Origin of the sequence: Thiemannella venezuelensis, from assembly GCF_014203605.1 — a bacterium.
GTDB classification, from domain to species: domain Bacteria; phylum Actinomycetota; class Actinomycetes; order Streptosporangiales; family Streptosporangiaceae; genus Planomonospora_A; species Planomonospora_A venezuelensis.
The window spans coordinates 103864-124216 of record NZ_JACHJJ010000005.1; the positions used below are offsets into that span (position 1 = coordinate 103864).

The following is a 20353-nucleotide window of genomic DNA, read 5'->3' on the forward strand; positions in this document are numbered from 1 at the left end:
GAAAAGATGGATACGAGCACGATACGGCCGTGTGATAACCGATCTAATAGTCTGATCGCGTAGGTCGCAGCGTGGAGGCAGCGATGGATAGTAAGAACCCCGTATTCGGCCGGATGTCGAAGGGGCAGCCCCCGGGCTATCCGGCCCCGACCCCTGAGCAGCTTCAGGGCATGTACGACGCCCCGTCGTACGCACCGCCCGCGCAGCGGACCATGACGATCGACGACGTGGTCGTGCGCGGCTTCATGACCCTGGGCACGCTGGTGGCCTCGGCCGCGGTGGCGTGGACGCTGAACCTCGGCTGGGGCGCGGCGATCGCCGGCGTGCTCGTCGGCCTGGTCCTCGCCCTGGTCATCACCTTCAAGCAGAGCACCAACCCGGCGCTCATCCTCGGCTACTCGGTCGCCTACGGCGTCGCCGTCGGTGTGATCAGCCACCTGATGGAGAGCCGCTTCCCGGGCATCGTCATCCAGGCGGTGATCGGTACGGCCCTCGCCTTCGGCGGCATGCTGACCGTCTACTCGCTGCGGATCGTCCGGGTGACGCCGAAGTTCACCAAGTTCGTCGTGGCGGCGGCTCTCGGCCTGATGGCCGCGCTGCTCGTCAACATGGTCGCGAGCTTCTTCATCCCCGGCGGGTTCGGCCTCCGCGAGGCCGGCTGGCTCGGCTACGCGGTCAGCGTCGCGGCGATCCTGCTCGGCTGCTTCTTCCTGCTCCTCGACTTCGACGAGGTCGAGCGGGGCATCCAGGCCGGGGCTCCGGCGAAGTACTCCTGGCTGATGGCCTTCGGCCTGACGGTGACGCTGGTCTGGATCTACCTGGAGATCCTGCGCCTGCTGAGCTACTTCTCGGGCGACGACTGATCGCCGGAGGAACACGCACGGAAGAACCCCGCCGGAACCGCTCCGGCGGGGTTTTTTCTTGGGCGAGACGGGCATCGGTGAACAAAAAGCAACCGAAGATCAACGAACTGTGACAGCCGCCCGCTGCCGGGTCTTGCTATCTGCGGTTCCGTGATGCACTGTCAAGCAAAGGAGCCTATCCGTGGAGGTGCCCATGTCGTTGAACCACTCACCGGAGACGCAGAGCAAGCTGATCGCAAGGGTCCCGGACATAACGGGACGCGCACTCCCCGAGTGGTTCCAAGCTCTCGACAACGGCCCGTCGTTCCTTCGCTGCGACGAACGAGCCAACTGGCTCGCCGACGAGCACGGGCTGACCCACGGCTACGCCGCCGCCATCGTGCACGAGCACGAGCGGCAGCGCCGCCACCACTTCTAGCCGCCGACCTCGAGCTTCCCGGAGGCCCGCGCCGCCGGCCGGTGGCACGGGCCTCCGGCACGCCGATCCGGATCCCGCCGGAGCGGCGATGAGATCATGCGGTCATGGATCTCGACAAGGCACGCGGCTTCATCCGCGACAACCACCGCGCCGTCCTGCTGACCTGGCACGCCGACGGGCGGCCCCAGATGTCCCCGGTCACGGTGGGACTCGACGCCGGGGGACACGCGATCATCAGCACCCGGGAGACCGCCGCCAAGGTCCGCAACCTCCGCCGGGACTCCCGGGTGGCGCTCTGCGTGACCACGGACGCCTTCTTCGGCGAGTGGATCCAGCTGGAGGGCACCGCGGAGATCGTCCCGCTGCCGGAGGCGATGGAGCTCCTGGTGAGCTACTACCGGGACATCTCCGGCGAGCACCCCGACTGGGACGACTACCGGGCCGCCATGGAGCGGGACCGGCGGGTGATCCTGCGGATCGACATCACCCGGGCCGGCCCCGACGTCCACGGGTGACCTAGCTCAGGCGCTCCAGGACCATGGCCATGCCCTGGCCGCCGCCGACGCACATGGTCTCCAGGCCGATCGACTTGTCGTGGAACTGGAGGCTGTTGATCAGCGTGGAGGTGATGCGGGCGCCGGTCATGCCGAACGGGTGGCCCACCGCGATGGCGCCGCCGTTGACGTTGAGCCGGTCGAGGTCGATGCCCAGGTCCTGGTAGGACGGGATGACCTGGGCGGCGAAGGCCTCGTTGATCTCGACGAGGTCCACGTCGCCGATGGACATGCCCGCCCGGGCCAGGGCCTGCTTGCTGGCCTCGACCGGGCCCAGGCCCATGATCTCGGGGGAGAGGCCGGTCACGCCGGTGGAGACGATCCGGGCCAGCGGGGTGATGCCCAGTTCGGCGGCCTTGGTGTCGCTCATCACGATCACCGCGGCGGCGCCGTCGTTCAGCGCGCAGCAGTTGCCCGCGGTGACCGTGCCGTCGGGGCGGAAGACCGGCTTGAGCTGGGAGACCGCCTCGTAGGTGGTGCCGGCGCGGGGGCCGTCGTCCTTGCTGACCACGGTCCCGTCCGGCAGGGTCACCGGGGTGATGTCCTTCTCCCAGAAGCCGTTGGCGATGGCCTTCTCGGCCAGGTTCTGGGAGCGCACGCCGAACTCGTCCTGCTCCTGGCGGGAGATGCCCTTGATCCCGGCGAGGTTCTCCGCGGTCTGGCCCATCGCGATGTAGATGTCGGGCAGCGCGCCGTCCTCGCGGGGGTCGTGCCAGAGCGGGGCGCCGCCCTCGGCGGCCTGCTTCGAGCGGGCGTGGGCCTCGCCGAACAGCGGGTTCTGCGTGTCGGGCAGCGAGTCGGAGTTCCCCTTGGCGAAGCGGGAGACGCACTCCACGCCGGCCGAGATGAACACGTCGCCCTCGCCCGCCCTGATCGCGTGCAGGGCCATCCGGGTGGTCTGCAGCGAGGACGAGCAGTAGCGGGTGACGGTGGTGCCGGGCACGCCGTCCAGGCCGAGCAGCGTGGCCACCACGCGGCCCATGTTGAAGCCCTGCTCGCCGCCCGGCAGGCCGCAGCCCAGCATCAGGTCGTCGACGGTGCTCGGGTCGAGCTGGGGGACCTTGGCCAGTGCGGCCTTGATCATTTGTGCGGTCAGGTCGTCCGGACGGATGTCCCTGAGCGACCCCTTGAAGGCGCGTCCGATGGGCGAGCGCGCGGTTGCGACGATGACTGCCTCGGGCATGTAGCTCTCCTGGGATTCGTTAATCGCTCCTCCTGCGGAGATTACTCCTCGGTAGGTCGGAAGCCACGACCCGGGGTGGGAAGAAACAGAACTTTGTTACGGAATGCCAAAAGAACCCGCTGTGCGGCGGGACCGCGGCACAGCTAGCCGTACATGCCGGGAGAGGTGATGGTGGCGTCGTTGACGCCGTGCAGGCCGCCCTTCTCGTCGCGCCATATCCGCCAGCCGCCCTGGCTGCCGGTGAACCAGCCCGGCGGGGTGCTGGAGGCGGTCGTGCGCTTCCCGGTGGCCAGGTTGAACTCGCACAGCGCGGCCACCGAGTAGAACCCGGAGTTCTGCCCCTTGAGGGGGAGCGGCTTGGGGTCGGTGACGCAGAAGGACCAGCCCCGCTCGTTCTCGAGCTCGACGTCCCGGCCGGTGGCGAGGTCGAAGGCGGCCCCGGCCTTGCCGTGCCTGAGGAAGCCGATCGTGTCCATCCGCGCGGGGAAGGCCAGCCACCAGCCCGATCCGGGGACCTGGGCGGCGGGGATCTGGCCCAGGACCCGGCCGCTCTCGGCGTCCAGGCGGGCGAACCCGCCGTACTGGCCCTGCTGGTCGACCGGGCGGACCACCGGCGCGTGACCGGGGCTGCCGCTGGGGTAGACGCGCACCACCGAGGGGCGCATCCAGTTGATCGAGCCGTCGGAGAGCTTCACGGAGAACAGCCCGAAGGGGGAGACCGACTTGGTCTTGGGGTTGGTGTAGGGAGCGACGTAGCCGACGAGGTCGTCCCCGGCCGTGCCGAAGGACCAGCCGCCCGACACGTCCACGCCGGCGCCGAGGGCGCGCTCCACCGGCTGCCGCCAGACGGGCTTGCCGGTCTTCAGGTCGTAGGCCTCCAGGACGGGGTTGCGGGCCAGGCGCAGGAAGACCACGCGGGAGGCGTCGGACCACTCCACCTCGGCGATGCCGGGGAACTTCCACATCACCTTGCCGGTGGCGGGGTCGAGCACGACGACCCGGGCCGCCGACAGGGCGGTGTGCTCCGGCAGGCAGACGAATCCGCCGCACCGCTGCGGACCGAAGGTGGAGTGGACCGGGCGGGTCCACTTCTGGGCGCCGGTCCGCGCGTCGCGGCCGACGAGCCTGCCGTTCCAGCGGCCCTTGCGGAACGGGTCGACGGAGACGGCGACGGTCTGGCCCTTGCCGGTCTCGACGATCGCCGGGGCGGGCACCCCCATCCCGGGCAGGCGGCCCGCCATGGTCGTGGGGGCGGCCCACAGCTTCTTGCCCGAGGCGAGGTCGAGGGCGACGGCCTCAAGCGTCCCGTCGGGTTTCATGGAGGTCGTCATGGCGACGTCGCCTCCGGTGACGGTGCGGCTGACCGCGTTCACCTGGGGGTTGTGCCAGGTGGGGTACTCCTGGGTGGCCGCTTCACTGCCGGAGCAGCCGGCCAGGATCAGGGTTCCGGCGAGAGCCAGAGCTGGTCTCGCATGAGGCCGGATCACAGGCATTGCACTCCAATGGGACGAGATGTGACGATCTCGCCGCGGAGCGTGACCGAGCTCAGGCGTCGTTGGGCAGCGCTCCGGGCCGCCGACGGAGCAGTGTCACCCACCGTCCGTGGGGACCCGTTGCTCGGCCGGCGACGCGGGTCGCGGACACCTCGGCGCCGGGCTCCTCCGCGGCTCTTGCCGCCGCGAGGTAGATCGACTCACCGCGTGCGGGCCGGGGCTCGGGCCACAGCTCCAACGCGGTGCAAACAGACGGTAGCACCGCGTAAGCGGCCTGTAGGTAGCCTTGGCGAGATGGGTGATATCGATCGGGTCCGAACATCTCGACCGGATTTGTCTCGAATTCCGGCCCGAGCATGTCCGCGAACGCCACCGTCCGCCCGCCCGCCTCGATGACCCCCACGGTCTGCGCGGCGGCGAGTTGCCGGCTCCAGCGCCGGGTCACCCAGCGCAGCGGCTGCGCGATCGGCCGGACCGTGCCGAGGTCCGGGCAGGTGCCCACGACCACCTCCGCACCGGCCTGCCGCAGCCGCCGCACGGCCTTCTGCAGGTGCCGTACGGCCTGCGCGGGGAGCGTCTGGGTGGTGATGTCGTTGCTCCCGACGAAGATGACCGCGATCTCCGGCCGCGCGGCGAGCGCCCTGTCCACCTGCTCGCCGAGCTCGGCCGAGGACGCCCCCGACACGCCGCACACGGTGAGCCGCACCGGCCGCTCGGCCACGGCGGCCACGCCGCACGCGATACGCACCCCCGGGGTGTCGCCGGGATCGGCCATGCCCAGCCCGACGGCGGTGGAGTCGCCGAGCATGACCAGCCGGATCGGCTCACCCGTGAAATCGCCGTAGACCCCGTCGGAGGGCGGCCCCTCCAGCCCGTGCGGGCGGCCGATGACCCGGCGCGCCATCATCCCCTCGGCGTACAGCAGCCCGTAGGTCGCCAGCCCGAGCGCGGTCAGGCCGCCGCCTCCCACCGCCGCCGCGGCCGCGATGCGCCGCGCGGTCCGCGCCACTCCGGGTGTCCAGATCACGTGACGTCACCTTTCTCGGCTCGTCGCGGGTTGACCGCTATATCTCCGGTACTTCGGCTCGGCGGTAGCGTTTGTTATAGAAAACCAGCCGAGTCCCGGCGACCCTCTGGGGACCCAGGCATTCCAAACGACAAGCTGACCCAGCTTTGGCAATTCGAGGTGATCGTCGCGATGCGCGTATACAACTCGCTCGTGGAGCTGATGGGCAACACCCCGCTCGTCCGGCTGCACAAGGTGACCGCGGGGGTGCCCGCCCAGGTGCTCGCCAAGGTCGAGTACTTCAACCCCGGAGGCTCGGTCAAGGACCGGATCGCGGTCCGCATGATCGACGCCGCGGAGAAGTCGGGCGAGCTCCGCCCCGGCGGCACGATCGTGGAGCCCACCTCGGGCAACACCGGCGTGGGGCTGGCGATCGTCGCCCAGCAGCGGGGGTACAGGTGCCTGTTCGTGGTGCCGGACAAGGTGGCCCAGGACAAGATCGCGGTGCTCCGGGCCTACGGCGCCGAGGTCGTCGTCTGCCCCACCGCGGTCTCCCCCGACCATCCGAACTCCTACTACTCGGTCTCCGACCGGCTGGCCAGGGAGACGCCGAACGCCTGGAAGCCGGACCAGTACTCCAATCCCAATAACCCGGAGAGCCACTATTACTCCACAGGACCGGAGATCTGGGAGCAGACCGAGGGCCGGATCACCCACTTCGTCGCGGGCGTCGGCACCGGCGGCACGATCAGCGGCACCGGCCGCTACCTCAAGGAGGTCTCCGGCGGCCGAGTCAAGATCATCGGGGCCGACCCCGAGGGCTCGGTCTACTCCGGCGGCACCGGCCGGCCGTACCTGGTGGAGGGCGTCGGCGAGGACATCTGGCCGGCCACCTACGACACCACGATCTGCGACGAGATCATCGCCGTCTCCGACAAGGACTCCTTCGGCATGACCCGCCGCCTGGCCCGGGAGGAGGCCCTGCTGGTCGGCGGCTCCTGCGGGATGGCCGCGGTCGCGGCCCTGCGCGTGGCCAGGAAGGCCGGGCCGGACGACGTGGTCGTGGTGCTGCTGCCCGACGGCGGCCGCGGCTACCTGTCGAAGATCTTCAACGACGAGTGGATGGCCGACTACGGCTTCCTGACCACCTCCTCCGAGGAGGGCCTGGTCGGGGACGTGCTGCACCGCAAGGGCTCGGGCCTGCCGGAGTTCGTGCACACCCACCCCCACGAGTCGGTGGACACCGCCATCTCCATCATGCGGGAGTACGGCGTCTCGCAGCTCCCGGTGATGAAGGAGGAGCCGCCGGTCATGGCCGCCGAGGTGGTCGGCTCGATCGTGGAGCGCGACCTGCTCGACGCCCTCTACCGCGGCCGGGTGCGCCCGCAGGACCCGCTGGCCGACCACATGTCCCAGCCGCTGCCCATGATCGGCGCCGGCGAGCCCATCTCCCACGCGGTCGACGCACTGGAGAAGGCCGACGCCGCCGTGGTCCTCGACGACGGCAAGCCCGTCGGCCTGCTCACCCGCCAGGACCTGCTGGCCTTCCTGGCGAACCACTAGCCGCGCCGGGCCTCGGCCTCCGGTCCGCGGCGCCCCGGCGCGGCCGGGGCGGGCAGCTCGGCCACGACCTCCCAGGCGCCCTCGGGGGTGGGGCCGGCCTGGAGGCGGCCGCCGAGCGCCTCGACGCGCTCGGCCATGCCGACCAGGCCGAAACCGCCGCCGAGGCCGGTGAGCCTGGCGTCGGCGGCCGAGCCGTAGTTGCGCACGCGCAGCCGTACGGAACCGTCGGCCAGCCGGAGGTCGGCCTCCACCCAGCCGGTGCCCGGGGCGTGGCGGCGCACGTTCGTCAGGGACTCCTGCAGGACCCGGTGGAGGGTGGTCATCACCTCGGGGGGCAGGGTGTCGTCGGCGATGCCCTGGGCGACCTCGAAGGCCACCTGCGGGCCGCCGGCCGAGAACCGCTCCACGAGCGCGCGCATGTCCGCCAGCCGGGTGCCGGGCGAACGGGCGGCCTCGTCCTCCGCGCGCAGGACGCTGACCAGGCGGCGCATCGAGGTCAGCGCGTCGGCGCCGGCCCCGGCGATCGCGTCGAGCGCGCCGAGCACGGCCTCCGGCTTCTGCTCGGCGACGACCCGGGCGGCCTGGGCCTGCACGACGATCCCGGTGATGTGGTGGGCGACCAGGTCGTGCAGCTCCCGGGCGAGCTCCAGGCGCTCGGCCCGCCGTACCGTGTGCACGGCCTCCCTGCGCCGCTCCAGCTGGAAGCGCAGGTAGGCGCCGACCCCCGCGGCGACGGACCAGGCGACGAAGATGAGGAAGCCCGCGGCCAGGGACGCGTCGTCCTGCCCCGGCCGGGCGGCCGAGATCTGCAGCACGAGCATCGAGGCGACGGAGAACAGCACGGCGTTCCTGAGCGGCTCGATCCAGCGCAGCCCGCCGATGGTGAGGATGAGCAGCGACCCGGTCTCCGCGAACCCGGGGATGCCGCCGTTCACGGTCGTCGCGATGACGATGGTGGAGGCGGAGGAGAGCAGCATCGCGATCACGAAGGGCCGGACCCGGCTCCGGCCGCGCCGCCACACGGCGTAGATCCCGTAGGCCCCGCAGACGGGAGCCAGGAACTGGGCGTCCATCGAGCCCCCCACCGCGATCGCGATGTCGAAGATCAGCAGCAGCCCGAGCCAGCAGAGCAGCGCTATCTCGCTGAGCCGCTGGATCCAGTAGACGAACCGGTTCGAATCCCCCACGGGCATCGAGCCTAATCCTGATGGCCGGGTGGGATATCGGCCGTTCGGCCGAGCCGTACCCCTTTGAACCGATCCTTCAGCGGAGGCGCCGCGGGACCCTCCGCGCCGATGCTTGAGGTGTCGAAGGGGAGAGGGAAATGACCGTCATCGGGATCGTGTTGCTGGCCGTCGGGCTCGTCGTCGTGGTGTCCCTGACACTCGCCGATCCGGTGCTGCTCTCACGGATCAACGGGGAGCCCGCCGAGGGCCGCAGCGGCCGTCACATCCATGCGCCGCGCGTCACCGGAAAGGACGCCGCGGTGGTCGAGCTCCGGCCGCGCCCGGTGGACGGGCACGGGTCGCGGGCCGCGTAGGGCGGGCCCGCGGGGCGCGGGCCGCAAGGGGGCCGGTCCGCGTCCGCGGGTCCCGCGGGCCCGGCCGGGGACGCGGGGCGGAGTAGCGTGGGCCGTATGACTGAAGGATTCGAGACCCTGGCCATCCATGCCGGTCAGGAGGCCGACCCCCAGACCGGGGCCGTCGTGCCGCCGATCTACGCGGTGTCCACCTACAAGCAGGACGGCGTGGGCGGACTGCGCTCCGGATACGAGTACAGCCGGTCGGCCAACCCGACCAGGACCGCGCTGGAGGAGGCCATGGCCGCCGTCGAGGGCGGCGCCCGGGGCCTGGCCTTCGCCTCGGGGCTGGCGGCCGAGGACACCGTGCTGCGCACGATCTGCCGGCCGGGCGACCACGTGATCATCCCGAACGACGCCTACGGCGGCACCTACCGGCTCTTCGCCAAGGTCCACGAGCGCTGGGGGCTGCACTACGACCCGGTGGCGCTGGACAACCTGAGCGCGGTGGGGGCCGCCATCACGCCGAAGACGAAGGCCATCTGGGTGGAGACGCCCACCAACCCGCTGCTCGGCATCTCCGACATCGCGGCCCTGGCCGAACTCGCCCACGACTGCGGCGCGCTGCTGGTGGTGGACAACACCTTCGCCTCGCCGTACCTCCAGCAGCCGCTGGCGCTGGGCGCGGACATCGTGGTCCACTCCACCACGAAGTACGTCGGCGGCCACTCCGACGTGGTCGGCGGCGCGCTCGTCGCCGGGGACGCGGAGCTGGGCGAGCAACTCGCCTACCACCAGAACGCCATGGGCGCGGTGGCCGGGCCGTTCGACGCCTGGCTGACGCTGCGCGGCCTCAAGACGCTCGCGGTGCGGATGGACCGGCACTGCGACAACGCGGAGCGGGTGGTCGACCTCCTGCTCGCCCACCCGAAGGTGATCTCGGTGCTCTACCCGGGCATGCCCGAGCACCCCGGCCACGAGGTGGCCGCCAAGCAGATGAGGCGCTTCGGCGGCATGGTCTCCTTCCGGGTCGCCGGGGGCGAGGCCGAGGCGGTCGAGATCTGCAACCGGGCCAAGCTGTTCACCCTGGGCGAGTCGCTCGGCGGCGTGGAGTCGCTGATCGAGCACCCCGGCCGGATGACCCACGCCTCGGCGGCAGGCTCCCCGCTGGAGGTCCCCGGCGACCTGGTCCGGCTCTCGGTCGGCATCGAGTCGATCGACGACCTGCTCGCCGACCTCTCCCAGGCCCTGGGCTGACGCGCCTGCGGCTCCGGGCCGCCCGGCCTGAGACCGGGCGGCCCGGAGCCGGTCAGAAGGGGTCGCCCCAGACCATGAGCACGAGGATGACCAGCCAGATCAGCGAGACCACGCCGGAGAGCGCGGCGATCCTGCCGGTCTGCGCCTCGGCGGTCCCGGTGGCGGCGGCCGCGGGGCCCCGGTCCCCGGCCGCCTGGTCGTCCTGCGGCGCGGAGTCGGCGTCGGCGTCGGTGCCGGTGTCCGTGCCGGTGCCGGTGTCGCGGGCCGGGGCGCCGCCGCCGAGGATCCGGATGGCGGCCCGCTGGTCCCGCTCCACGATGACCAGCAGCACCATGGCGACGATGAAGAGCGTCATCGAGACGGAGAGGTACGGCTTGCCGAGATACTCCCGGCCGAGCAGCACGCCGAACAGGAAGACGCCCACGCCGGCGATGGCGTAGGCGCGCGTCGTCCTGTGCAGGTAGCGCAGGACGTCGACGTTGCGGGCGCGGATGAACCTGGGGGTGGAGACGGTCGCGGCGGTGACCGGTCCCAGGGCGAAGATCGCGAAACCGATGTGCAGCCAGAGCAGCAGGTCTGTCATGCGCCAGACCCTAGCCCCCGGTGATCTCGTCCGGATACGGCTTCGGGAACCCGGGAGGGTCGGGTGCGTCCGCCCCGCCCTCTTTCCGGAGCCCGCCCTCCTTCTGGAGGAGGTGCCGGCAGAGCGGGCAGGCGTCCTGCGGCCGGGCCCGGCAGGTGCTGTGATCGACCCGCACGCCGAGCAGGCGCCGGGCGCCCGCCGTGGTGGCTCCCGGCGCGCGGCCGGTGATCGAGGCGCGGTTGTCCTCGACATGGATGCTGACCACGACGAGCGCGAGGACGACGAGAAAGACGGCGAGCAGGATTCCGGCTGCTATCGAGGCCGCGATCCACATGCGCTCCTCCGGGGAAGGGGAACCCAAGCCTTCCCCGGATACCGTCGCGTTTCAAGACGGGTGGATCACTCCCGGCCGGGAGCGTCCTGCCGCGCGCGGGGGCGCGAGCCGAGGAGCAGCTCGAAGCCCACGCAGGCGACGATCATCAGCACGATGAGGATGACTGCGATCATCCGGTCTCCCTCCCTCCGGTCGTCGGCGGCGGGAACGCCCTCGACAGGAAAGACGGCGGAAGGAGGGGAGAGGCCGTCACCGGAAGATTACGTTTCGGGGACGAGTGGATTCCGAGGGCAAGGTGATGGATCTTCACTTGTGCGTCCGGAGCATCCGGGCGGTGTGAGTAGGATCACTGGCAGGCCCGTCCCCGTGTGATGAGGCCGTCGGCGTCGAGGCCGCGGCCGTGCCGGGCGGGCGCCTGACCCGTGATCGTGCACGAAGGCACAAAGGAGTGCCCGCTGTGGCTGTGAAGCATGTCGAGCCGTACACCGCCGAATGGCACCACCAGCCCGCTTTCTACCTGCGCCGCGTCGCGGAGGCACTGGGCGCGCAGGCCGAGACCTGGTGGGAGGGGCCGTGCGACCCGCGCGCCGGGACCATCCGGCTGACCGGCGGCGACGCGCTGGTGTGGGACGAGGAGAGCGGCTGGCGCTGGGGCGGGTTCGTCTCGGGCGACCCGGCCTCCTGCACCGTCCTGGCCGGGGCCCGCTATCTCGGCGGCGGCCTGCTGCTCCGCCCCGACCGCGTCCCGGCCGCCGTCGCGGAGGCGCGGGCCGGGGTGGGCAACAGTACGGCCTGGCGTCCCTGCTACCGCTCCTACCGGCACTACCGCGACGGCTTCGACCTCGCCCTCAACGGCTACGTCGCCCACGCCGACGCCTGAGGCTCGGCGCCCCGCCCGCTGCCCGCCCCCTCCCGGGGGGCTCCGCCGCCCTCTGGCGCGGAGCGGGCGCCTACCGGGCGCGGCGGGCGCGCAGGAAGTCGCTGACGACGTACTCGCCGAGCCGGTCGGGGCTGGGGGAGAAGACCCGGCCGCCGTTGCGGCGGGCGACCTCGTCCACGAACTCCTTCAGCCGGTCGTCCTCGGCGAGCATGAACACGTTGAGCGTCGCCCGGCGCCGGGTCATCTTGTCCACCTCGGAGAGGGTGAGCTCCAGCGTCTCGGGCGTGGGCGGCCACTCGAAGGCGTAGGAGCCGTTGCGGCGCAGGTGCGAGGTGGGCTCGCCGTCGGTGACCACGAGCACGACCGGTTCGAAGTCGGGGTGGCGGTCGAGGTGGCGGCCGGCGATCAGCAGGGCGTGGTGCAGGTTCGTGCCCTGGACCATGTCCCACTCCAGCCCGGCCAGCTCGTCGGGCTGCAGGACCCGGGCGTAGTTGGAGAAGCCGACGATCTGCACCGAGTCCTGGGGGAACTTGGAGGCGACCAGCGCCTGCAGGGCCATCGCGGTCTGCTTGGCCGCCGCCCAGGTGCCGCGCAGCGCCATCGAGTAGGACAGGTCGACCAGCAGGCAGACCGCCGCGGCCGTGCGCCGCTCGGTCTCGGCCACCTCGAAGTCGTCCACCGTGAGGGTCACGGCACCGGTACGGCTCGCGCCGCGCCGTACTCCGTTGACGACCGTGCGGACCACGTCGATCGGCTGCTCGTCGCCGAACCGCCAGGGGCGGGTGGAGCCGGTGAGCTCGCCGGCCGCACCCGCGTCGACCTGGTCGTGGTCGCCGCGGCGGCCGGCGTCGAGGGAGGCGAAGACCCGGCGCAGCGCGGTCTCGCCGAGCCGCCGGACGGCCTTGGGGGTGAGCTCCAGCCGGCCGCGCCGGCGCAGGAGGTAGCCCTGCTGCTCCAGTTCGCGCTCGATCTGCTTGAGCGCCTCCAGGTCGTCGACGGCCGAGCGGCCGAGGGCGCGCCGGACCGCCGCCTCGTCCACGTCGTCCAGCCGGGCCCCGGGGTAGTCCTGGCGGAGCGCGGCCTCCAGCTGGGTCAGGTCGGCGAGCTCGTCCAGCGCGGTCACCGCGTCGCCCATCCCGATCGGTTGCTCGCCGGTGAGCCGCTCGGGGGTGTTCCAGGCGAGGTCGGGGCGGCGGGCGTGCAGGGACTCGCCCAGCCGGCGCATCTGCTCGGCCAGGCCCTCCTGCTCCAGGGTCTGGTTGACCAGGGCGGCGAGCTCCTCGCGCTGGCGCGGGGTGAGGGAGGCCAGCAGGCGCTGGGTCGCGGCGGCCCGGCGGGCCAGGATGTCGACCAGTTCCTCCAGGTTCCGGGGCGACTCCGGGAACATGTCTCCATATTTCGACATGAAGCGGTCGAAATCATCCTGGCTGTGCTCGCCCCGGGCGTCCCGGTCGAGCATGTCGTTCAGCTCGGACATCATCGCGCGGACCCGTTCCAGCGCGGCAGGATCGGGATCGGCCAGCGCCTGCTTCATGCCGCGGAACTGGCTGTCGAGCACCTCCCGGCGGAGCAGGTCGCGCAGCTCCTCAAAGGTCCGCCGGGCGGCCTCGGAGCGCCACCGGTAGTCGCTCAGCGACTGGATCGCGCCGGCCGGGTCGTCCGGAACCAGGTCCAGCTGCGTCTCGCGGAACCGGGCCTCGTCCGACGGGTCCGGGAACAGCTCCGCCCGCTCCTGGCCGATCGCCTTGTCCAGCAGCGCCCTGGCCCGTTCCAGGGTCCCGTCCAGGCGGCCCCGCTCGCGCAGCTCGCGGCGGCGGCGCCGTACCTCGCGGAGCAGGTCGTCCAGGCCGCGCCGGTTCTCCGCGCCGGGCAGGCCCTGCTTGAGCAGGTCGCGCAGGGCGTGGCCCGGGTTGGCGCCGGACAGGATCGAGTCGCCCATCCGGTCGAGCGCCGACCGCACGTCGTACGGCGGGGCGAGCGGGTCGGGCCCGTCCCGGTACTCGCCATAGCGATAACTCATCCGCCCCCCACCTTCTCGCACTCCACTCGCGGGGCCTGGCCGCTCAGGTGCGGTAGACCGCCGCGCCGTCCGTCTCGTCCTTGGACAGGCGGCGCAGCAGGTAGAGCCCCTCCAAGGTGAACTCCAGCGCCGCCGCCGCGTGCCCGGGGGACTCGTCGCCGATGCCGAGCTGGGACATGATCTTGGCCAGGCCGGTCACCGGGCCGATCCTGCGCAGCAGCTCGGCGGCCGGGACCAGCGGCCCGGACTCCACCTGCACCCCCTCGGAGAACCTCTCCAGCAGGGCCGACAGGTCCATGCCGCCGAGCGTGCCGCGGAACGTCTCGGCCACGGCCCGGCGGAGCAGGTGCGCGAGCACCTCGGTCTCCCGGCCCTCCTCACTGACCTCGAACTCCACCTTGCCGCGGAGCGTGTGCACGATGCCGGGAAGGTCGGCCACCCGGGCCACCGGGCGCTCCTCGCCGGTCAGCGCGGCCCGCCGCAGGGCGGAGGCCGCGGCGGTCTCGGCGGCGGCGATGGAGAAGCGGGCCGAGACGCCGGAGCGCGAGTCGACCGCGGTGGACTCGCGGACGAGCCGGGTGAACCGGGCGATCACCTCGATCAGGTGGCCGGGCAGGTCGGCGCCGACGTGGCCGAGGGCGGCCTCCTGGCGGATGAGCGCCAGCTCGGCCTCGACCGAGAGCGGGTAGTGGGTGCGGATCTCGGCGCCGAAGCGGTCCTTGAGCGGGGTGATGATCCGGCCGCGGTTGGTGTAGTCCTCCGGGTTGGCGCTGGCGATCAGCAGGATGTCCAGCGGGAGCCGGAGGTTGTAGCCGCGGACCTGGATGTCGCGCTCCTCCAGCACGTTGAGCAGCGAGACCTGGATGCGTTCGGCCAGGTCGGGCAGCTCGTTGACCGAGAAGACGCCGCGGTTGCTCCGCGGCACCAGGCCGTAGTGCACGGTCTCCGGATCGCCGAGCGTGCGCCCTTCTGCGATCTTGATGGGGTCGACGTCGCCGATCAGGTCGCCCACGGAGGTGTCGGGGGTGGCGAGCTTCTCGCCGTAGCGCTCGTCCCGGTGACGCCAGGCGACCGGGAGCTCCTCGCCCGCGGACTCGGCCAGGCGGCGGCAGCGGACGCAGGCGGGGGCGTAGGGGTGGTCGTTGATCTCGCAGCCCTCCACGACCGGGGTCCACTCGTCGAGCAGCCCGGTGACGGCGCGGACGAGCCGGGTCTTGCCCTGCCCGCGCTCGCCGAGCAGGACCAGGTCGTGACCGGCGAGCAGGGCCCGCTCCAACTGGGGCAGGACGGTGTCGTCGAAGCCCACGATGCCGGTGAACCGCGGCTCCCCCGCCCGGAGGAGGGACAGGAGGTTCTCGCGGATCTCGGCCTTCACCGTGCGGTGGACATGGCCGCTCGCGCGCAGTTCGCGCAGAGTCCGTGGCTGTGGAATGTGGCGCACGGGATCGAGACTACGTCGCCGGAGCCGAAACCGGCAGCCTCATCCCGCTCATCCCGATTTCGGATCTTGGCCATCGCATGGCGTTCGGCATGCGTGTCCTCCCTCTCAGTGGGGAGAATCGCTCAGGAAAAGGCTTCGGGATTCAGGGAAGACACTCCGGATACGAAGGTTTCGGACAAGAGGGGAGGCGAGACGGGTGCCGCTGTTGACAAGCCGCTTCGCCGATGGTCTCGCCGTGGGCTCGGACCTGGCCGCGGCGGCGGAGTCCGCGGTCGGGCAGGCCCTGCACGGGCTGAGCGGACCGCCGGATCTGGTCTGTTTCTTCATCTGCGGCGACGACCCCGACGAGGTCTCCCGCGCCGGCCTGCGGGCGATGACTCTGGCGCCGGAGGCGACGGTGATCGGCTGCAGCTCCACCGGGGTGATCGGGGGAGGGCAGGGGATCGAGGTCACGCCCTCGGTGAGCGCCTGGGCCGCCACCCTGGACGGGGCCCGGCTGACCACCTTCGTGCTGGACAGCCTGCAGGCCGACGACCGCTTCGTCGTCGTCGGCCTGCCGGAGCGCGGCCCCGACGACAAGGTGGCCATCCTGCTGGCCGACCCCTACACCTTCCCGACCGACGGCTTCGTCGAGCGCTCGGGAGAGGTCCTCGGCGACCTCCCGCTGGTCGGCGGCCTGGCCAACGCCTTCCTCGGCCGGGACGCGGTGCGGCTGTTCGTCAACGGGGAGGTGCACACCGAGGGCGCCGTGGGCGTGCTCATCGGCGGCGAGGTCAACGTCAGCACCGTGGTCAGCCAGGGCTGCCGCCCGATCGGCCCGTCCATGACGGTCACCGGGGTCGAGGAGAACCTGCTGCTCGAACTCGCCGGGCAGCCCGCGCTGGCGCGGCTGGAGGAGATCGTCAGCGCGCTGGACGAGGAGGACCGCGAGCTGGTCGCCTCGGGGCTGCAGATCGGCGTCGCCATCGACGAGTACGCCGAGCGGCACGAGCACGGCGACTTCCTGATCCGCGGGGTGCTCGGGATCGACCCCGACCGGGAGGCCGTGGCCATCGGCGACATCGTCGAGATGGGCCGGACCGTCCGCTTCCAGGTCCGCGACGCCGCCACCGCCGACGAGGACCTCTACGAGCTGCTCGACGCCCACCGGGAGGAGTTCGGCCGGGTGGACGGCGCGCTGCTGTTCTCGTGCAACGGCCGGGGCTCGGCCATGTTCGGCACCGCCGACCACGACATGATGGCGGTCAGCGACACCCTCGGCCCCATCGGCGTGGCCGGGTTCTTCGCGGCCGGGGAGATCGGCCCGGTGGGGAGCCACAACCACGTGCACGGGTTCACCGCGTGCCTGCTGGCCTTCTCCTCCCGCCCGTCGGCCGGCCGGTCCTATGATCGTTGAATGTCCGAATCTGTGCTCGCCGTCGACATCGGCGGGACGAAGTTCGCCGCCGCGCTGGTAGGACCCGGCGGAGACGTCCAGGCGGCCGAGCGGGTCGCCACGCCGCCCGGCGGCGACGCCGCGACCCTGTGGAAGGCCCTCGACGAGCTGGTCTCCGCCGTCGCCGGCGACCGGCCGGTCGCCGGGGTGGGGATCGGGTGCGGCGGCCCGATGTCCTGGCCGGACGGGGCCGTCTCCCCGCTGAACATGCCGGGCTGGCGCGCCTTCCCGCTCCGGGACCGGCTGGCCGCGCGTTTCCCCGGAGTGCCGGTCCGCATCCACAACGACGCCGTCTGCGTGGCCGTCGCCGAGCACTGGCGCGGCGCCGGGCGGGGCAGCGCCAACATGCTGGGCATGGTCGTGTCCACCGGGGTGGGCGGCGGGCTGGTCCTCGGCGACCGGCTGATCGACGGCGGCAGCGGCAACGCCGGGCACATCGGGCACATCGTGGTCGACCCGGACGGCCCCGCCTGCGGCTGCGGCGGCCGCGGCTGCCTGGAGGCCGTCGCCCGCGGTCCCGGCCTGGCGGCGTGGGCGGTCGAGCAGGGCTGGATCCCCGGGCGGGTCGCGGGATCCGCCGCTCCGGTCCCCGCGCCGGCCTACGTCGAGGCGGCGACCGCCACCGGGCGGCAGCTCGCGCTGGACGCCGCCGCCGGGGACGCGACCGCGCTGGCGGCCATGGGCAGGGCCGGGCGGGCGCTCGGCCTGGCCATCGCCTCCGCCACCCATCTGTGCGACCTCGACGTGGTCACCGTCGGCGGCGGCCTCTCCCAGGCCGGGCCGCTGCTGTTCGGCCCCATGGAGGAGACGCTCCGCGCCCACGTCGGACTGGACTTCGCCCGACGCGTCCGCGTGGTCCCGGCCTCCCTCGGCCAGGACGCCGGCCTCGTCGGCGCCGCGGCGCTCATCCTCGCCGCCGACCGGTACTGGTCCCCCCGGGACTAGTACGGCTCCTCCGCCCTCCCGGTCCGCTCCGCCGTACGGCGCGGGCCGCGGGGGCGGCACGCCGTACGGCCGGGTCGCGCCTGGCATGGACCCTGCACGCGGGGTGGGAGGATGGCCCGCATGTCAGCGCCTCAGGTGACCTTCGAGGACGTGGTCGCCGCCCGGGAGCTCCTGGCCGGCGTCGCCGTGCGGACCCCGGTCGTCCACTCCCGCGTGCTCTCCGACACGATCGGCGGGCCCGTCCACCTCAAGTGCGAGAACCTCCAGCGCTCCGGCTCCTTCAAGGTGCGCGGCGCCTACGTCAGGATCGCCCGGCTCACGCGGGAGGAGCTGGCGCGGGGCGTGGTCGCGGCCAGCGCGGGCAACCACGCGCAGGGCGTGGCGCTCGGCGCGGGCCTGCTGGGGGCCAAGGCGGCGGTCTACATGCCCGAGGGCGCGCCGCTGCCCAAGGTGGCCGCGACCCGGTCCTACGGCGCCGACGTGGTCTTCGCCGGGCACACCGTGGACGTCGCGCTGGCCCAGGCCAGGGAGCACGCCGAGCGGACCGGGGCGGTGTTCATCCACCCCTTCGACCACCCCGACGTCGTCGCGGGGCAGGGCACGATCGGGCTGGAGATCCTGGAGCAGCTCCCGGAGACCGGCACGATCGTGCTCTCCGTGGGCGGCGGGGGCCTGGCCGCCGGGGTCGCGCTCGCGGCCAAGTCGCTCCGGCCCGGCGTGCGGATCGTCGGTGTGCAGGCCGAGCGGGCCGCCGCCTACCCGGCCTCGCTCTCCGCCGGGCATCCGGTCATGGTCCAGCCCGCCGCCACGATGGCCGACGGCATCGCGGTGGGCCGCCCGGGCGAGCTGCCCTTCGAGCTGATCCACTACCTGGTCGACAGCGTGGTCACGGTCACCGAGCAGGAGATCTCACGGGCGCTGGTGCTCTGCCTGGAGCGGGCCAAGCAGGTCGTCGAGCCCGCCGGGGTGGCGGGCGTGGCGGCGGTCCTGGCCCATCCGGAGGTCTTCGAGCCGCCCGTGGTGGCGGTGCTCTCCGGGGGCAACATCGACCCGCTGCTGCTGGCCAAGGTCCTGCGGCACGGACTGGCCGCGGCCGGGCGCTACCTGACCCTGCGGGTCTCGCTGCCCGACCGGCCCGGAACCCTGGCGGCGCTGACGGCCGAGGTGGCGCGGTTGCGGGCCAACGTGCTGGACATCGCGCACGAGCGGGTCGGGGTCGACCTGGGCGAGGTCGCGGTCCAGCTCCAGTTGGAGACGCGGGGACCGGAGCACGCCGAGGAGGTGCTGGGCTCCCTGCGCCGGCACGGCTACCGGCCCGTCTCCGGCTGAGCCGCACGGCGCCGCGTCCACCGCGCGGCGGCGCGCGCCGGTCCCGCGGGCCGGGCCGTACGGCGGGCCCGCCCGACGGCGACGGGACTGCCGGGTGGCGGGCCTACCAGGTGGCGGGCTTGCGCTCCTGGAACAGCCAGGCGTCGAAGAGCGCGTCGAGCTGCTTGCCGGAGAGGCGCTCCGCCAGCGCCGTGAAGTCCTCGGTCGTGACGTATCCGTACTTGTGCTCGGCGGTCCACGTCTTCAGCAGCTCGAAGAAGACCTGGTCGCCGATGCGCTGCCGGAGCGCGTGCAGGGTCATGCCGCCCCGGGTGTAGACAGAGGCGTTGAACAGGTCGTCCGGCCTGGCGCGGCCCGGGGCGTACTTCCAGATGGCGGCGTCCGGCCCGGCCTCGTAGCGGCGGCGGAAGATCTCCTCGGCGGTGGCGTCGCCCTCGTGCTCCGACCAGAGCCACTCGGCGTAGGTGGCGAAGCCCTCGTTGAGCCAGAGGTCCTTCCACCGGCGGATGCTGAGGCTGTTGCCGAACCACTGGTGGGCGAGCTCGTGGGCGATGATGTCCTCGCCCGGGTCGAACCCGCCGTACATGGGCTTGGTCTGGTTCTCCAGCGCGTAACCGGCGGAGAAGTCGTCCACCACGCCTCCGGTGGAGGAGAACGGGTAGGGGCCGAACACGGTGGCCCAGTAGTCGGTGATCTTCCCCGAGAGCGTGTGGAGGTCGTCCAGCGAGTCGCGGAAACGGGGGTCCACGGCGGCCAGGTTCTTGATGCCGGAGGCGGTCGTCCCCTCGCGCAGCTCGAACCTGCCCAGCGTCATGGTGGCCAGGTAGGTCACCATCGGGTGGTCCTCCCGCCAGCGGTAGACGGTCTTCCCGCCGGTCGTCCTCGGCCGGTCGGTCATCTCCCCGTTGGCCAGCGCGGTCAGCCCGGCCGGAACGGTGATCTCGAACTCGTAGCGCGCCTTGTCGGCGGGGTGGTCGTTGCCGGGGAACCAGGTCCTGGCGCCGTTCGGCTCGCAGGTGACGAAGGCCCCGTCCTTGGTGGGGATGAACCCATAGGTGCCGAGGTTGGAGGAGTCCCTGACGGGCTCGGGCTCCCCGGCGTAGGCGACCTCGACGGTGAACGCCGCGCCGGAGGGCAGCGGCCCGGAGGGGATCACGGTGAGCTCGTGCCCGGACCGCTCGAACGCGGCGGGCCCGCCGTTCACCGCGACCCGCCCGACCGTGAACCCGGACAGGTCGAGGTTGAAGCGGGACAGGGCCTGCGCGGCCTTCGCCTCGATCACGGTGACGCCGGACAGGTGCCTGGAACCCGGGTCGTAGTCGATTTCGAGGCGGTAGCGCTCGACGTCGTAGCCGCCGTTGCCGTCGGAGGGGAAGTCGGGGTCGCCGATCCCGGGCGCGCCCGGCGACCCGGTGGCGGCGGGCGGGGCGCCGGTGGCCGGGGCGGTCGTCCCGTCCGGCCCGGAGCAGGCGAGCGCGCAGAGCAGGACGGTGGTTGCCACGATGGCGGGCCGACCCGACGCCATGGTTG

Annotated in this window: 19 protein-coding genes; 10 read left to right on the forward strand and 9 right to left on the reverse strand. The window is 72.4% G+C overall.

Annotation, left to right across the window (positions count from 1 at the left end; translation table 11 throughout):
• Nucleotides 1–83: 83 nt before the first annotated feature.
• From FHS22_RS10015 to FHS22_RS10025, 3 genes are all read left to right on the forward strand, one after another.
• Nucleotides 84–863 carry a Bax inhibitor-1/YccA family protein gene (locus FHS22_RS10015; protein ID WP_184940409.1) on the forward strand — a complete coding sequence of 260 codons (780 nt, stop codon included), beginning with the start codon at nucleotides 84–86 and terminating at the stop codon, nucleotides 861–863.
• 193 nt (nucleotides 864–1056) lie between these two features.
• Nucleotides 1057–1281 carry a DUF4287 domain-containing protein gene (locus tag FHS22_RS10020; protein ID WP_184940757.1) on the forward strand — a complete coding sequence of 75 codons (225 nt, stop codon included), beginning with the start codon at nucleotides 1057–1059 and terminating at the stop codon, nucleotides 1279–1281.
• 104 nt (nucleotides 1282–1385) lie between these two features.
• The gene (locus FHS22_RS10025; protein ID WP_184940410.1) at nucleotides 1386–1796 is read left to right on the forward strand and encodes a PPOX class F420-dependent oxidoreductase; all 411 of its coding nucleotides are present in this window, start codon (nucleotides 1386–1388) and stop codon (nucleotides 1794–1796) included.
• Nucleotide 1797: 1 nt separating this feature from the next.
• On the opposite strand, the gene FHS22_RS10030 is transcribed toward FHS22_RS10025, so the two are convergent.
• The 3 genes from FHS22_RS10030 to FHS22_RS10040 all read right to left on the reverse strand — a co-directional run bounded on the left by FHS22_RS10030 (nucleotide 1798) and on the right by FHS22_RS10040 (nucleotide 5538).
• Nucleotides 1798–3018: an acetyl-CoA C-acetyltransferase gene (locus tag FHS22_RS10030; RefSeq protein WP_184940412.1), complete on the reverse strand. Its 1221-nt coding sequence runs from the start codon at nucleotides 3016–3018 to the stop codon at nucleotides 1798–1800.
• Nucleotides 3019–3161: 143 nt separating this feature from the next.
• Nucleotides 3162–4511 carry an outer membrane protein assembly factor BamB family protein gene (locus FHS22_RS10035; RefSeq protein WP_184940414.1) on the reverse strand — a complete coding sequence of 450 codons (1350 nt, stop codon included), beginning with the start codon at nucleotides 4509–4511 and terminating at the stop codon, nucleotides 3162–3164.
• Between the two features lie 52 nt (nucleotides 4512–4563).
• On the reverse strand, nucleotides 4564–5538 hold the full coding sequence (locus tag FHS22_RS10040; protein WP_184940416.1) for a GDSL-type esterase/lipase family protein: 975 nt from the start codon (nucleotides 5536–5538) through the stop codon (nucleotides 4564–4566).
• Nucleotides 5539–5709: 171 nt separating this feature from the next.
• On the opposite strand from FHS22_RS10040, the gene FHS22_RS10045 reads away from it, so the two are divergent.
• Complete coding sequence (locus tag FHS22_RS10045) at nucleotides 5710–7080, forward strand: cystathionine beta-synthase (RefSeq protein WP_184940417.1); 1371 nt, start codon at nucleotides 5710–5712, stop codon at nucleotides 7078–7080.
• Here FHS22_RS10045 and FHS22_RS10050 read toward each other — a convergent pair.
• Nucleotides 7077–8267, reverse strand: coding sequence for a histidine kinase (locus FHS22_RS10050; protein WP_184940419.1), 1191 nt, complete (start codon nucleotides 8265–8267; stop codon nucleotides 7077–7079). The genes FHS22_RS10045 and FHS22_RS10050 overlap by 4 nt on opposite strands.
• A 137-nt stretch (nucleotides 8268–8404) precedes the next feature.
• On the opposite strand from FHS22_RS10050, the gene FHS22_RS10055 reads away from it, so the two are divergent.
• Together FHS22_RS10055 and FHS22_RS10060 are read left to right on the forward strand one after the other, a co-directional pair.
• Nucleotides 8405–8620: a hypothetical protein gene (locus FHS22_RS10055; RefSeq protein WP_184940421.1), complete on the forward strand. Its 216-nt coding sequence runs from the start codon at nucleotides 8405–8407 to the stop codon at nucleotides 8618–8620.
• 96 nt (nucleotides 8621–8716) lie between these two features.
• Entirely contained in the window at nucleotides 8717–9856 is a 1140-nt protein-coding gene (locus tag FHS22_RS10060) for a cystathionine gamma-synthase (RefSeq protein WP_184940422.1), read from the forward strand.
• A 52-nt stretch (nucleotides 9857–9908) separates the two neighbouring features.
• On the opposite strand, the gene FHS22_RS10065 is transcribed toward FHS22_RS10060, so the two are convergent.
• Together FHS22_RS10065 and FHS22_RS10070 are read right to left on the reverse strand one after the other, a co-directional pair.
• Nucleotides 9909–10439 carry a hypothetical protein gene (locus FHS22_RS10065; protein ID WP_184940424.1) on the reverse strand — a complete coding sequence of 177 codons (531 nt, stop codon included), beginning with the start codon at nucleotides 10437–10439 and terminating at the stop codon, nucleotides 9909–9911.
• A 10-nt stretch (nucleotides 10440–10449) separates the two neighbouring features.
• Nucleotides 10450–10773 carry a hypothetical protein gene (locus FHS22_RS10070; protein ID WP_184940426.1) on the reverse strand — a complete coding sequence of 108 codons (324 nt, stop codon included), beginning with the start codon at nucleotides 10771–10773 and terminating at the stop codon, nucleotides 10450–10452.
• Between the two features lie 457 nt (nucleotides 10774–11230).
• Between FHS22_RS10070 and FHS22_RS10075 the strand changes: the two genes are divergently transcribed.
• Nucleotides 11231–11653 (forward strand): DUF6292 family protein, encoded by a 423-nt coding sequence (locus tag FHS22_RS10075; protein ID WP_184940428.1) that lies wholly within the window; start codon nucleotides 11231–11233, stop codon nucleotides 11651–11653.
• 70 nt (nucleotides 11654–11723) lie between these two features.
• Here the strand turns inward: FHS22_RS10075 and FHS22_RS10080 are convergent, their stop codons facing one another.
• Both FHS22_RS10080 and FHS22_RS10085 read right to left on the reverse strand, forming a co-directional pair.
• Entirely contained in the window at nucleotides 11724–13673 is a 1950-nt protein-coding gene (locus FHS22_RS10080; protein WP_184940430.1) for a vWA domain-containing protein, read from the reverse strand.
• A 43-nt stretch (nucleotides 13674–13716) separates the two neighbouring features.
• Complete coding sequence (locus tag FHS22_RS10085) at nucleotides 13717–15114, reverse strand: sigma 54-interacting transcriptional regulator (protein ID WP_184940431.1); 1398 nt, start codon at nucleotides 15112–15114, stop codon at nucleotides 13717–13719.
• Between the two features lie 196 nt (nucleotides 15115–15310).
• On the opposite strand from FHS22_RS10085, the gene FHS22_RS10090 reads away from it, so the two are divergent.
• From FHS22_RS10090 to ilvA, 3 genes are all read left to right on the forward strand, one after another.
• On the forward strand, nucleotides 15311–16510 hold the full coding sequence (locus tag FHS22_RS10090; protein WP_338047689.1) for an FIST signal transduction protein: 1200 nt from the start codon (nucleotides 15311–15313) through the stop codon (nucleotides 16508–16510).
• Nucleotides 16511–17494, forward strand: a complete 984-nt coding sequence (locus tag FHS22_RS10095; RefSeq protein ID WP_184940433.1) for an ROK family protein — start codon at nucleotides 16511–16513, stop codon at nucleotides 17492–17494.
• Between the two features lie 120 nt (nucleotides 17495–17614).
• The gene (gene ilvA / locus FHS22_RS10100) at nucleotides 17615–18823 is read left to right on the forward strand and encodes a threonine ammonia-lyase (protein ID WP_184940434.1); all 1209 of its coding nucleotides are present in this window, start codon (nucleotides 17615–17617) and stop codon (nucleotides 18821–18823) included.
• A 103-nt stretch (nucleotides 18824–18926) separates the two neighbouring features.
• Here ilvA and FHS22_RS10105 read toward each other — a convergent pair whose 3' ends face one another.
• Nucleotides 18927–20324, reverse strand: a complete 1398-nt coding sequence (locus tag FHS22_RS10105) for a M1 family metallopeptidase (protein WP_338047690.1) — start codon at nucleotides 20322–20324, stop codon at nucleotides 18927–18929.
• Nucleotides 20325–20353 lie beyond the last annotated feature (29 nt).

Bases quoted from the DNA above. Each gene is read 5' to 3' on its own strand.
- FHS22_RS10015 (WP_184940409.1), top strand. From the start codon at position 84: ATGGATAGTAAGAACCCCGTATTCGGCCGGATGTCGAAGGGGCAGCCC.
- FHS22_RS10020 (WP_184940757.1), top strand. From the start codon at position 1,057: ATGTCGTTGAACCACTCACCGGAGACGCAGAGCAAGCTGATCGCAAGG.
- FHS22_RS10025 (WP_184940410.1), top strand. From the start codon at position 1,386: ATGGATCTCGACAAGGCACGCGGCTTCATCCGCGACAACCACCGCGCC.
- FHS22_RS10030 (WP_184940412.1), bottom strand. From the start codon at position 3,018: ATGCCCGAGGCAGTCATCGTCGCAACCGCGCGCTCGCCCATCGGACGC.
- FHS22_RS10035 (WP_184940414.1), bottom strand. From the start codon at position 4,511: ATGCCTGTGATCCGGCCTCATGCGAGACCAGCTCTGGCTCTCGCCGGA.
- FHS22_RS10045 (WP_184940417.1), top strand. From the start codon at position 5,710: ATGCGCGTATACAACTCGCTCGTGGAGCTGATGGGCAACACCCCGCTC.
- FHS22_RS10055 (WP_184940421.1), top strand. From the start codon at position 8,405: ATGACCGTCATCGGGATCGTGTTGCTGGCCGTCGGGCTCGTCGTCGTG.
- FHS22_RS10060 (WP_184940422.1), top strand. From the start codon at position 8,717: ATGACTGAAGGATTCGAGACCCTGGCCATCCATGCCGGTCAGGAGGCC.
- FHS22_RS10065 (WP_184940424.1), bottom strand. From the start codon at position 10,439: ATGACAGACCTGCTGCTCTGGCTGCACATCGGTTTCGCGATCTTCGCC.
- FHS22_RS10070 (WP_184940426.1), bottom strand. From the start codon at position 10,773: ATGTGGATCGCGGCCTCGATAGCAGCCGGAATCCTGCTCGCCGTCTTT.
- FHS22_RS10080 (WP_184940430.1), bottom strand. From the start codon at position 13,673: ATGAGTTATCGCTATGGCGAGTACCGGGACGGGCCCGACCCGCTCGCC.
- FHS22_RS10095 (WP_184940433.1), top strand. From the start codon at position 16,511: ATGTCCGAATCTGTGCTCGCCGTCGACATCGGCGGGACGAAGTTCGCC.
- ilvA (WP_184940434.1), top strand. From the start codon at position 17,615: ATGTCAGCGCCTCAGGTGACCTTCGAGGACGTGGTCGCCGCCCGGGAG.